The sequence below is a fragment of the Bacillus sp. AFS077874 genome, from assembly GCF_002566505.1.
GTDB lineage: Bacteria > Bacillota > Bacilli > Bacillales > Bacillaceae_G > Gottfriedia.
The window spans coordinates 97716-110476 of the sequence record NZ_NUYF01000007.1; the positions used below are offsets into that span (position 1 = coordinate 97716).

The 12761-nt window shown below is 32.9% G+C and carries 14 protein-coding genes; 2 read left to right on the top strand and 12 right to left on the bottom strand.

Annotated features, from left to right (window positions below):
* Nucleotides 1–281: 281 nt before the first annotated feature.
* Together abc-f and COJ46_RS24935 are read right to left on the bottom strand one after the other, a co-directional pair.
* Nucleotides 282–2162: a ribosomal protection-like ABC-F family protein gene (abc-f, locus tag COJ46_RS06605; protein WP_098565777.1), complete on the bottom strand. Its 1881-nt coding sequence runs from the start codon at nucleotides 2160–2162 to the stop codon at nucleotides 282–284.
* Nucleotides 2163–2276: 114 nt separating this feature from the next.
* Complete coding sequence (locus COJ46_RS24935) at nucleotides 2277–2438, bottom strand: RAxF-45 family protein (RefSeq protein ID WP_353652158.1); 162 nt, start codon at nucleotides 2436–2438, stop codon at nucleotides 2277–2279.
* A 152-nt stretch (nucleotides 2439–2590) separates the two neighbouring features.
* Between COJ46_RS24935 and COJ46_RS06610 the strand changes: the two genes are divergently transcribed.
* Nucleotides 2591–2986 carry a VOC family protein gene (locus tag COJ46_RS06610; protein WP_098565778.1) on the top strand — a complete coding sequence of 132 codons (396 nt, stop codon included), beginning with the start codon at nucleotides 2591–2593 and terminating at the stop codon, nucleotides 2984–2986.
* A gap of 51 nt (nucleotides 2987–3037) precedes the next feature.
* Here the strand turns inward: COJ46_RS06610 and map are convergent, their stop codons facing one another.
* From map to COJ46_RS06625, 3 genes are all read right to left on the bottom strand, one after another.
* Nucleotides 3038–3784, bottom strand: coding sequence for a type I methionyl aminopeptidase (gene map, locus COJ46_RS06615; protein WP_097973449.1), 747 nt, complete (start codon nucleotides 3782–3784; stop codon nucleotides 3038–3040).
* A gap of 194 nt (nucleotides 3785–3978) precedes the next feature.
* Complete coding sequence (locus COJ46_RS06620) at nucleotides 3979–4389, bottom strand: NUDIX hydrolase (RefSeq protein WP_097973451.1); 411 nt, start codon at nucleotides 4387–4389, stop codon at nucleotides 3979–3981.
* Between the two features lie 75 nt (nucleotides 4390–4464).
* Nucleotides 4465–5478: a S66 family peptidase gene (locus tag COJ46_RS06625; protein ID WP_098565779.1), complete on the bottom strand. Its 1014-nt coding sequence runs from the start codon at nucleotides 5476–5478 to the stop codon at nucleotides 4465–4467.
* 160 nt (nucleotides 5479–5638) lie between these two features.
* Here COJ46_RS06625 and COJ46_RS06630 point away from each other — a divergent pair, with 160 nt between their 5' ends.
* Nucleotides 5639–6460: a COG4705 family protein gene (locus COJ46_RS06630; protein WP_286145493.1), complete on the top strand. Its 822-nt coding sequence runs from the start codon at nucleotides 5639–5641 to the stop codon at nucleotides 6458–6460.
* A gap of 63 nt (nucleotides 6461–6523) precedes the next feature.
* Here the strand turns inward: COJ46_RS06630 and ytaF are convergent, their stop codons facing one another.
* The 7 genes from ytaF to COJ46_RS06665 all read right to left on the bottom strand — a co-directional run bounded on the left by ytaF (nucleotide 6524) and on the right by COJ46_RS06665 (nucleotide 12722).
* A complete protein-coding gene (ytaF, locus tag COJ46_RS06635) occupies nucleotides 6524–7165 on the bottom strand; it encodes a sporulation membrane protein YtaF (RefSeq protein WP_098565780.1) in 642 nt (213 codons plus the stop codon).
* A 191-nt stretch (nucleotides 7166–7356) separates the two neighbouring features.
* Complete coding sequence (tatC, locus tag COJ46_RS06640) at nucleotides 7357–8067, bottom strand: twin-arginine translocase subunit TatC (protein WP_254664620.1); 711 nt, start codon at nucleotides 8065–8067, stop codon at nucleotides 7357–7359.
* 293 nt (nucleotides 8068–8360) lie between these two features.
* Nucleotides 8361–9446: a toxic anion resistance protein gene (locus tag COJ46_RS06645; RefSeq protein ID WP_098565781.1), complete on the bottom strand. Its 1086-nt coding sequence runs from the start codon at nucleotides 9444–9446 to the stop codon at nucleotides 8361–8363.
* 14 nt (nucleotides 9447–9460) lie between these two features.
* A complete protein-coding gene (locus tag COJ46_RS06650) occupies nucleotides 9461–11080 on the bottom strand; it encodes a YceG family protein (protein WP_176527924.1) in 1620 nt (539 codons plus the stop codon).
* Between the two features lie 23 nt (nucleotides 11081–11103).
* Nucleotides 11104–11310: a helix-turn-helix domain-containing protein gene (locus tag COJ46_RS06655; protein ID WP_025671239.1), complete on the bottom strand. Its 207-nt coding sequence runs from the start codon at nucleotides 11308–11310 to the stop codon at nucleotides 11104–11106.
* A gap of 205 nt (nucleotides 11311–11515) precedes the next feature.
* Nucleotides 11516–12094: a TerD family protein gene (locus COJ46_RS06660; protein WP_056468894.1), complete on the bottom strand. Its 579-nt coding sequence runs from the start codon at nucleotides 12092–12094 to the stop codon at nucleotides 11516–11518.
* Between the two features lie 34 nt (nucleotides 12095–12128).
* On the bottom strand, nucleotides 12129–12722 hold the full coding sequence (locus COJ46_RS06665; RefSeq protein ID WP_097973460.1) for a TerD family protein: 594 nt from the start codon (nucleotides 12720–12722) through the stop codon (nucleotides 12129–12131).
* Nucleotides 12723–12761: the final 39 nt, after the last annotated feature.

A 12761-nucleotide genomic window follows, 5' to 3' on the forward strand; every position in this document is an offset into this window, starting at 1 on the left:
CCATACCCTGGCCCATGTCCCTGTCCTTGACCTGGTCCATGCCCTTGACCTTGATCTTGACCTGGTCCATGTCCTGGTTGAGCATATCCTGGTCCAGGATATCGACTATATAGCTCATCAAAACTCATGCACTCACCACCCTAAATAGAATCATATCCCTATAACTTATTAATTCTGATAAAGGCATGAGCAAGTACTAAGACATTTAACTAACTTTATTTATTTAATTGATGTTTTCGCCTATAAGTTTATCCTATATTTTAAATACTTACGATAATTTCTTACTCAATACATTCTTCAAGTTCTTTATATAAAACAATACTTTTTGTGTCTAATTCTTCAAGTTCTCGTTGATACTTCTGTAAAATGGTTAGATCATTTTCAAATAACATTTGTTTATTAATTTCACTGACTGCTTCTTCTAAAGAATAGATTTCATTTTCAATATCTTCTATCGTTCGAATTTTTGTTTTTATTTTAATCGGTTTCGAAGACGAATTTATTTTAATCACTTTTTCTTTTTCTCTATTATTTCGATAGGTCGTCATTTTTTCTTTTGCAATTTGGTATTCATCAATAAATTCGAAAAGCCTACCATTGTCTAGCCAATAAATTTTTGAAAATAGCTTATTAATGAAATAACGGTCATGCGAGACAGAAAGAATCGTTCCTTTGAATTTTTCAAGAGCGTCTTCTAAAACTTCTCTAGATTCAATATCTAAATGGTTAGTAGGCTCATCTACGATTAATAAATTAATATCTTGATACATAAGTTGAGCCAACCTTAATCTCATTCTCTCTCCACCACTAAGTTGACTTACTTTGCGATAGACCATATAGCCATAGAATAAAAATCCAGCTAATATATTACGTGCTTCACCTTCTGTAACATGTACTTCCTCTCTGAATTCCTGAAGTACGGTGTGATCCGAATGGATTGGTTCGTAATGTTGTGATAAATAACCGATTTTTACATTACTACCCAGTTTAATTTTTCCTTCCTCGATTGATGACTGACCTAAAATCATCTTCAATAAAGTTGATTTACCTGTCCCGTTATCTCCTACAATAACTGCTCTTTCGCCATAGTATAATGAAAAGTTAAGCTGATTAAATAAAACTTTTTCCGCAAAGGATTTTGAAAGATTTTCTGCAACAATTACATCTTTTCCACTTCGGCCAGATTCCTCTAACTGAAATGCCATTTTTTTTTTTTGTAAGACCGGGCGTTTTAATCTCTCAATTCGTTCTAGCGCTTTTTCCATACTTCTAGCTCTTCTGTGCAAACCAGCATTCGGTGGATTTGCTTGATTAGCCCATTCTCTTAAGCGTTTAATCGTTTCTTTCATTTTTTGTATTTTCTTTTGCTGCTCTTCGTAAGCCTGGAATTCTTTTAGTAATCTTTCTTCTTTTTGAATAACATATTGTGAATAATTTGTATGGTAATCGTTAATTTCACCATCTTCTAATTCTAAAATATGATTAACTACCTCATCTAAAAAATAGCGATCATGCGAGATGACAATAATCGTTCCTTCATACTCCTTTAAGTATGAACCTAACCACTCAATAGCGGATAAATCTAAGTGATTCGTTGGTTCATCAAGTAATAGTAAATCAGGTTGTTGTAAAAGGACGATTCCTAATCCAATTTTTGTTTTTTCTCCACCACTTAAAGAAACAAATTGTTTAGTAAGTAAGTCAGTGATTCCTAATCCATTAGCAATTTTCGCAAGTGAGGCTTCCATCTCATAACCACCGTTATTACTAAACTTCTCTTGTAATGATCCATAACTGACTAGCAATTGTTCTAAAGTACGTTCATCTACCGTATTAGACATTTTTATTTCTAATTGCTTCATTTCATTTTCTATTTTTCGTAATTCTTCAAAAACAGTTAACAAAACATCCCTACTAGTCATCTCATCTGGAAAAACAGGAATTTGAGCTAAATACCCTGTTTTTAATCCTTTTTTAAAATGAATTGAACCAGTATCAGGTGATTCCATACCCGTTAAAAGTTTAAAAATACTAGTTTTACCACTTCCATTTGCTCCAACTAACCCTACACGGCTATCTTGATGTATTTGAAATGATAATTCCGTAAAAAGTGAATTTCCACCAAACATTTTTGAAATTTTATCTATACTACATGCAATCATAATATTCTCCTTCTATTTCCGTACCAATCCATAGAAAAAAGCCATAGATTAATGAACTCATCCATGGCTTAAATAATGATTTAAATAGAAGTGTGTGATCACACAATTATTTTATCAATTGAAGTCGTAGGAAAGAGTACGTTTTCGTTTTATTTGAGTTGTTAAATTGTTAAAAATAGACAGACCTATCCCGTTAACAGCTAAAAACGCAAATTTTGCACGACAATAATATAAAAATTCTATCATTTGTGCGCAAACCATTTGAAAACGTAACATCTTTTCTACACCTCCTTTTCGAACTTGAATTTATTTAAATTATAAAATATTTTAACTTTTAGCACAATACCTATTCTATTTGGCTATACTTAAAACTGTGACTTATTGTTCGCAATTCATACATAAATATTCAAAAGAAAGAGGAGAAAAAAATGAAAAATATTTTACCTCATATTTACGTTGAAAACTGTAAAGAAGAACTAGAGTACTACAAACAAATCTTTGGTGGAGAAATTAAAAACACACAAACCGGCGATGGTATGGAAATGTTTAAAGGGCACGAAGGAAAATATATACACGCAGAATTACACATTAATGAAAACTGTGTAATTTATTTTGCAGATGTTTTTAGACCATTAGTAAAAGGCGACAATGTTTGGACTACGCTAGAAATGAGTTCTGAAGATGAAATTAATACAATTTATGAAAAGTTATTAAAAGACGGAGAAATTCATATGGAGCTTCAAGATACATTTTGGAATTCTAGATTTGCTGTTGTAAAAGATAAAAATGGATTTACTTGGGAGTTAAATTATTCTAAGCAATAGTAACCGGAAAAATAAAAGCGAAGAACTTAAATTCTTCGCTTTTCCTATTTCTTAAATCTGTGTTAAGATGATTGGCTCGCCTTTTGTTACAACAATTGTATGTTCACATTGTGCAACTAAACTCTTATCCGGCGTCACAAATGTCCAGCCATCTCCTGACTCGATAATGTGGTCTGCATTTGCAGAGATAAATGGTTCTACTGCTAATACAAGTCCGTCTTTTAATAAGGCTTTATCCATTGGATCGAAATAACTTAAAATATGTTGCGGGCTTTCGTGAAGACTTTTTCCAATTCCGTGGCCTGTTAGATTTTCAATTACATTTAAACCATTTTTAATTGCTTCATTATATACTGCTCTTCCAATTTGGTTTTGCTTTGAACCTGCTTTTGTTTTTTTCATTGCAGCCCAAAATGCATCTTCTGCAACTTTACAAAGCTTCTCTTTTAGTAAGTCACCTTTCCCAACTACGAAAGAGATTCCAGTGTCTGCATAGTATCCATCTAATGCTGCTGACACATCGACATTAACTAAATCGCCATCTTGAAGTACTCTGTCTCCCGGAATTCCATGAGCTACTTCTTCGTTTACACTAATACATGTTGTGCCAGGAAAATCATACTCTTTTTGTGGGGCTGAAGTTGCACCATGCTCCTCTAAAACTTGTCTACCGATTTCATCTAATTCTTTTGTTGTCATTCCAACGACAGCTCTTGCCTTCATTTCTTCTCTCGCTAACGCTACGATACGACCGATCTTTCTTAAAGCTTCTAATTCTTGTTCATTATTGATAATCATTTTACTGCTCCTGATTCTATTTAATAATTTGACTTTCTTATATTATGCCATAATATTACTATGTTATAGTCTTTTAAGCACTTATACAAGACAAAAAAGGCAGGATTAAAGGTAGGAGTTTAGGAGACAAGAACGATTTTAAGAGATTAAAGCACTTAGTAATCTCCCTAGTCTCTTAAAATTATCTAATTTATTTAACCTTGAAAGGTATAAGGGACAGATGACTCTAATAATTTTTCAATTCCCGCCTTATGATAGGGCATTAATTGATTTGCCGTTTGGAGATCCATCCATTTAAGTTTTAGAATTTCCTCTTTATGAGAAATGCCTAGATCTCCACCGATTATTTTTGCACTAAATGTAATCAAAATTGCATGATGTCCTCTTTCAGGAAAAAAAGCCTCATTAATTGCAACAATATTTCCAACTTCCACTTCTAATCCAGTTTCCTCAAACGCCTCTCGTACTGCTGCTTGTTTTAGTGTTTCATTTTCTTCAACAGCACCACCAGGTAAAGTCCATACTTCATTTTCATTTTGTACCATTAAAATACTTTTATTTATTTCATCATAGATAAGCGTATAGACCACATTGACCTTTTTCATTTTGCAACCTCTACTATTTTAAATTTTAATAAAAAATAAGCGTTCTTCTATAAAAAACGCTTTGTGTATTTTTCATTATATAAAAGTCTGTACAATCTTACCTTTTCCACCCCTTACATCTACTTCTGCAAATGCTCCATTAATTAATGTAATTTGAGGCGGTACATGCCCGCAATCGATATCGTAAATGATCGGAATTGCTAATTCTTCATTTAACTCATTATATACATCTTCTATTGTATAGTTATCGACAGTTTGATTTGCCGCACTACGTCCAAATAATATCCCAGCGCAATTTTCAAACCATCCTGCAAGTTTCATTTGTACTAAGGATCTTCTTAAATCTGTTGTATTCAATTCACAATTCTCGAAATACCAAATGATTGGTTCCTCTTCAATGTATTTACTTCTAAATGAACGTACATCTCCATAAGGAGTTCCGACAAGATGTCTAATCACATCAATACATCCACCTAGCAACCTTCCTTTAATTTCCTCATCTTTATTCGATATAGTTTTCCACTTTGTTTTTTCGGACAAATGAAATACATATGGTGTTGGATTTTCATGCTGCCATTTTGCTTGGAACAATTCGGATGAAGTTTGAGTGATCGAGTTACCGGATTTAGTTGCTAACACCTTCTGCCACATAGCTGTTGTTTCATCGGAATACTCTCCTCTTAAATCGATTAAATTCGTTCCGTGTGCAGTAGCAATCCCTGTTGTTAAAGTAAATGCTAGTAAAATAATACTCGTATCAGAATATCCTAAAATCCATTTTTCTTTGTAGCTTTCGAATGCCAATTGATCAAGAATCTCGATTGCAAGCTCTCCACCCCACAGCGGAAAAATGAAATCTATTTTCTCATCATTCATCATTAAATTTAATTCATTTGCACGTTTGTTAGCATTCGCTGATTTTGCTTTGTCCTGCGTCCAAACAACCTCTCCACACTCCACTTTATATCCGTCTCTTTCCATGCGGCTAATGGACTGCTTCATCAATTCGTGGAACTGCTCTTTTAAGCCTGATGATGGTGCAGTTACCCCGATCGTTGCACCACTTTTTAAAACTGGATATTTAATCATTTTATCACCCATTTTCTTTTTATTGATTCTAATAGAATACGATTGGATATACAACAATAATTTCTAAATTATGGAATTTTACCAAATTACATACGATTTTCATTTTCCTTTCATAAAACTTGTTTACATTATAATTAAATCCAGTAAGGAGGATTATGAAATGGAATCAATTGAACAAAAGCATATAAATAAGAAAATAAATCCACCATTAGAAAATATGTTAAAAAAAGTTCCAGAGGTAACAATATTTTTCTGGATTACTAAGTTATTAACAACTGGTATGGGTGAAGTGTTTTCCGATTATATCGTAAAAACTTTAACGCCAGTAATAGGTGTTGCAGTCGCACTAATTGTCCTAATTCTGTCATTAATTTTACAGTTTAAAGTCCGTAAATATGTACCTAGTATTTATTGGTTAGTTGTTGTCATGATTAGTGTATTTGGTACCGTAGCCGCAGACGTTGTACACGTTGGTCTTGGTGTTCCATATGCCATATCAACGGTGTTTTTTGCAGTCTCGCTGGCAATTATTTTTATGATTTGGTATAAGATGGAGAAAACTCTTTCCATACACAGCATTTACACACGACGACGTGAAGTCTTGTATTGGTCAGTTGTAATGGGAACATTCGCTTTAGGAACTGCTGCTGGTGACATGACTGCATCAACAATGCATTTAGGCTATTTTTCATCAGGTATACTGTTCACAGTTTTATTAGCAATACCGGTTATTGGAAGAAAGTTCTTCAAGCTAAATGAAATTTTCTCATTTTGGTTTGCTTACATTATGACAAGACCAGTTGGAGCATCATTTTCTGATTGGAGTTCTGTATCTCAAAAGCATGGTGGACTTGGATTTGGTGGTGGGCCAGTTACCTTAGTATTATCGATTATCATCATTATTCTAGTTGGATATCTTTCTTTTTCAAAGAAGGATGTTCAAAATGAACAAGAGGATATCTCCCAATCTACAATCGCATAGTAACTAACAAAGAAAAGAGCTGATGTTCAAATACGATCATCGGCTCTTTTCTTTTATCTATTATTAAACAAGATTGTGTATCGCAATCAACACCAATATAATTCCACTTATAATGGAACTAAATTGTCCAAGCGACCAACCACCAATTTTCACATTGGCGACTTTTTTTCCTAAAAGGACGCCTAACCAGATTGCCAAAAAGCTAAAAATACTGGCCGCTATCGATATTGCAAATGGTGAAAGTCCAATTAATCCAACACCTAAGCCGTTCGTAAGTGCATTCATTGAAACAGCAGTCCCTAGTATGATTGCTTCAAAACTACTTATGTCTCCTGAATGGTCAACATCGGCTTTCTCCGGTGAACTTAAATAATTTGTAACGATATTTGAAACTGATTCGTCATCATTATTTATTAAGTTACGTTTATCTTTTCTTGGAAAAGTAAGCAGAACAATTCTAAGTCCAATTACCAGTAAAAAAAATGCACCGATTACATTGGACAGTGTTCCTGGAAATACTTTTGAAATGTATTGCCCTGAAACAATACCTGCTTCACTGAAAATAAACGCTATGATTGAAATGATTAAATTCGCTATTAAACCAACCTTTATACCTCGAATTCCATAAGTTATTCCTACTCCAAAATTATCAATGCTAGATGAAAAGGCAAGAAATAAAACAGTAATCCAAATTGAATAATGCATAGTTTATGCTCCTTACTTCATCCTTTTTCCGACAAAAAGTTATTTGCCTAGCTTTTTATAACCTATGAAGAATTTATGATTAGTCAACTTGTTCAAAGTTTAAAAATTTACTAATAAAAAGATTATGAGAGTATAGACTTTTTAATAAATCTTATAAAAATTCTTTGAAACAAAAAGAGGTAAATGAGCTTTTACTCATTTACCTCTTTTTTTCTATATACCGATTTAGATGTTAATATACTTAGTTCATATAATAATATTAATGGAATCGAGACGGAAATATGTGAAATAAAGTCTGGTGGTGATATACAACACGCCACGATTACTAAGATAAAATATGCATATTTTCTCACTTTCTGTAAATAACTAGGCTTCACAATGCCGATTTTTGTTAAGAACATAATCACGACTGGCATATCAAAAAATGCAGCAAATGGAACGACTAGATTAAAAAGAAAAGAGAAATACTTATCAACAGTGTAGTTTTGTTCAAGCATACCTTGTCCCATTATCGTTAGGAATCTAAGGATATTAGGAAAAACAAAATAATAGCCAATAACTAATCCAAAAACAAACAGAAAAAATAGAGCGGGTATATAAAATCCGATCCCTTTTTGTTCAGAAGGATGTAAACCCGGTTTAACAAATAACCAAGTTTGCCAAGTTGCAACCGGTATCGTAAAAACGGCCGCAAAAACTGCAGATATCGAAAAATAGACCCATAATATATCCCCAGGACTTAAAACGACTAGTTTATATGTTAAATCCTTTGTTAAGAATTTATAAATTGGTTCTACATACACAAGCCCAATTATAAATAGAACAATAAAAGTAACTGCTGTAATGATAATTCTTTTACGCAGTTCCTCAAGATGATCGACTACTTCCATTTCTTTATTCATATGAATTCTCCGCTTTGTCATTTACTAGAACAATTGTATTAAATACTTTTTTATCCCACTATGATTATTTCAAACAAATACAATTAGTTCAAATTAAAATTTCTTAATAAAAAACAGGATAAAAAAATAGTTGAACTAATGACGATAAATTGATTTTTAAAATTGAAGAAACATTATTATATTTATTATTACTAAATAGTTAAGAAGCGTTCAGTAAAAACGCAATAAAAACAAAAGTCAGTAGCTTGTCGGCCACTGACTTTTTATAAACGATTGAATAACCCTTATTAACATTACTTTCCTTGCTTAAGTTTAACGAAGTTTTCTTGCAGTTGCTCTAAACGCAATTTACCTTGTTCACGTTGAATTTTATTTTCTTCTTCAATCGCTTTCGTTTCTTGCATACCCTTCATAATGATATTCCAAGTTTCTTCCATCGTCTCAATCTTAATGCTAGGAGATCCTGATAATCTAGCAATATCCACGCTTTGCTGTGAAATTGTATTGGCATTACGTAATAATAGTTCGTTTGTTCTCTTATCTAATTCATTCATTGATTGAGCTACTAAATTTTGTCTCTTAGCTGCTATTGCATTAATTAATGCAGTTTTAAAAATTGGAATTGTTGTTACAAAGGCTGAGTTAATTTTACCAATCAGTTTAGTATTACCTCGTTGTAATAAACGAATTTGCGGAGCTGATTGATAAGCAACTTGTTTTGCCATTTCTAAATCGTAAGTACGTTGTTCAAGTAACTCGATCGCATTTTTTAAGGAATCTAACTCCATCATAGCAAGCTGATTACCTGATCCAGCTCGTTCAGTTAAAGCAGGAAGCTGTGTTTTTAACTCTTCTGCTTTCATTTCTGCAGCTACAATATATTTTTCTAGCTCCATATAATATGCAACGTTTTGCTCGTAAAGTTGTTCTAATGTATTTGTGGATGTTTTCATTTCGTGTTCATACTTTGTAATTTCTACATAGACTTTATCAATTTCAGTGCCCATTGATTGATATTTATCAAATAATTTATCAATTAACTTTTGACCACGATTAAAAATTTTTGAAAGAAACCCTTTTTCTTCTGCAAAATCTTTCGCATCAAAGCGGTCCATAATTTTTCCTAATTGTTTTAATAGAACGCTAGATTCTTCCATACTTGAAGCTTTAATTGTATTTAATATTTTACCTGAGAAGGTTGAAATTTCAGTTGCTGGTTCTTTCCCGTACTCCAATAAAGCTATTTGATTTTTATGGTCTATTGAACTTGCTAGACGGTGTACTTCCGGTTCATTTCTTAATTGCAATTTCATATCATTTGCATTCGTTTGTAAAATTTCGTCTTGCTTTTCTAAACTAGTAAGTGTATTTATAGACATTTTAAGTTCCCCTTTTATTTAACTATTTTTCTAAATAGATTTTTAATTAGTGACTGTCCTGATGCTCGCAACACTTGAAATTCAGTATCAAAAGTAACTTCATCTAGCCAATGGGAATCGAATAATTTGTCATCTACGAATAATTCGATATCATTTTGACCCGTCGGATTAAGTAAAACTAGATCCACTCCAAACTCATTTAATAATAGAAGTAGTGCTGCGTCGTTTCTATTTAGTTCACCATCTCTTTCTGTATTGTAAATAATTAATTTTGGAACTTGTTGTGTATAATCAAACTGTTGCAATAATCTTAATATTTCATTTGGTATATTCATAGATTGGCTAAATAAAAATAGTTGTGTCTGAGCCTTCGTTTCATTTGGTAGTGACTTAATATTTTCTCTGTCAACATATCTGGATATAGCAGAAGCTAGACCAAACTGTAATCCGCTCGGAAGTTCTTTATATCTCCACCAGTTACTAGCCAACATTTTATCGGGGTCAAGCATCCCGTCCCGCCCTAAAGCATTTTGGTAATGATATTGTTGGTTTCCTTTAACTAATTGGGTAAATGGAAATTTATCTATTTTTAGTGCTAAATTAGTTTCAGTTAGTTGGCCAATCTTTTCCCAATATTCACGATGGTTTTTCGTCACACCTAAAATCTTCATAAAGAAAACCGGTATTTCAACACTATTGTCTTTTACTTGAAAATTAGGACGTAACATTGCTCTTTCTTTATGTAAAATGAATAGTTCATCAAATGTTGTTTTTAACGTAATTGATCTTGGAGCATAGTTTCTAAATTGCCATGGTTTATATAATAAAGAATCCTCAGTATGCAATAATTTCTCAATTTCCTTTGTTGCTCTATGGGCAACTGTACTCTTCCTAACTGGCTTTTCTTTAGGAAAAGGTACGAAAGATGTCGTTGAAGGTAGTATTTTAATTCCGTCGTTCTTGGTACCTAATAAATGAGATAATGAATCTTTTCCTTCAGGATGAAATATAGCAACATCAAAACCTAAAAGGATTAGCAAGTAAAGGAAATAACATTCACTTAGCGTTGTATCACCATACCATAAGATCAGTGGAGATCTAGTAGGAAAACTCTCAATCCATTTATTTACATGGTTATGTAACCATTTTACGAGATCAACTATGATCCTTCTAAAATTACTATCAAGGAATCCATTTTTATGTGAATCTTTAAAGCTAGATAATACAGATTTAATTTGCTCTCGAATATGTCTATGTATGTTCTCATTTTCGTGCTTCGGAATTAATCGCTCACCTTCAAGGAATGCAATTAGTCTGTTCACTGACAATCCATTTTCAGCACTGTTTATTGTTACTATTCTTTGAACTGCTTGTAACATATCATTCGAAATAGTCTTGTTTAATTCTTCGCTTAATAGAATGACATTTAAAGACTCGTCATGTACTAGTTCATATAAGTTTTCAAAATACTCATCTTCATCAATGTTTGTTCCTAAAATTCGCCATGCAATTTGATTAAACTGTATGGTTTCACCTTCTACTTGATAAGATTGTCTTAATGTCGAAGGTTGTTTCAAGATACTCAACCACTCATGTTGATTAATATCCATTGCTTTTGGGTTGATCGCAGACATATAGATACTCCTTTCCGATGTCATTATTTCATTTTGGGTTGTCCAAAAACTGCTAACATACCTTCACGAGTTACTACCCAAGAGGAACCAAATTTACGTATCGTACCGTCTGGAAAATCATTTATTCGTTTCCGTAATGTTGAGTCATTGATCCCCCATTCTTGACACGCTTGACGTGAACTAAGTAAACTTGGATCATTTAAATTTATCGTATTACTTTGTTTATTCAAAATCCCACCCCGAACTTCCAAATAATGCAACATTACATTAGGAAAACATTTTAAACTTAAATTACAATCTAGTACATCTTTAGAAATCATTTTCTAAAGATGTACTAAACGATAAGAAAGAAGTTTTTGGACTATGTCCATATAAAAAGGGGAAATACACACACTTTCCCCTTTTGACTATCAAAATACTTTTTTTGAAGTAAAATTAAGCGTCTAATCCGTAATCTCTAACTAATGAAATTAAACCGCCTTGGTATCCACTACCAATCGCATTAAATTTCCACTCGCCATTGTGACGATATAATTCACCTACAACTACTGAAGTTTCAATTGAGAAATCTTCACCTAAATCATAACGGATTAACTCTTCCCCATTTGTTTCATTTAAAATACGAACATAAGAGTTGCTTACTTGTCCGAAGTTTTGGTTACGTACATCAGCTTCATGAATCGTAATCGCAAATGCAATCTTTTCAACTGAAGCAGGAACGTTTGCTAGATTAACTGATACTTGCTCATCGTCACCATCACCAGCGCCAGTTCTATTATCGCCATTGTGTTCAACTGATCCATTTCCACCTACAGTGTTGTTATAAAATACAAAGTCTTTTTCAGATGCACATTTGCTTGCACCATTTAATAAAAATACTGATGAATCTAAGTCAAAGTCATTGCCGCCACTGTATTTATTAGTGTCCCAACCTAATCCAACAACAATGTTCGTTAAACCAGGATTTGTTTTTGTTAAATCAACCTTTTGTCCTTTTAATAAATTTACTGTCATTTTAGATGCACTCCTTTTCAATTATGTTTTTTATTTATTGAAAACGTTGAACAATTTTATCTAATGCAATATCTTTTGTTCCCTCTCCAACTGCAGAGAACTTCCACTCCCCATTATGGCGATAAATCTCACCAGGGTATAACGCAGTTAATCCTGAATAATTATCAGTGATATTGTAATTTACTAACTCAGCATTTGCTGACTTGTCTACTACTCGAATAAATGCGTTTTTAATCATACCGAAATCTTGCTTACGTTGAACACAAGCATAGATATTTACAACAAATACAAGTTTATGTACATAAGAAGGAACCTTATTTAAATTTACAAATACTTGCTCATCGTCACCGTTACCATCACCCGTTAGATTATCTCCAGAATGAAATACGCTACCGCATAAGCTTTTTTTGTTTCCAAAATAGATTACATCACTTGCACTTCTTAACTTGTCATTCTCATCTAACATTAAAACAGAAGCGTCACAGTCAATGTTTTCTTGCTTACCAAATCCGAAGAAACCACCACTTTTTTTCACCGGATCCCAACCTAAACCTACAATTAAAGAGGAAAGTCCCGCTCTTCCTTTTGTAAGGTCGACTTTTTGACCTTTTTGTAAAGAAATTGCCATATGCTATTAACACTCCTTATCATGTATTAATCACGCTTG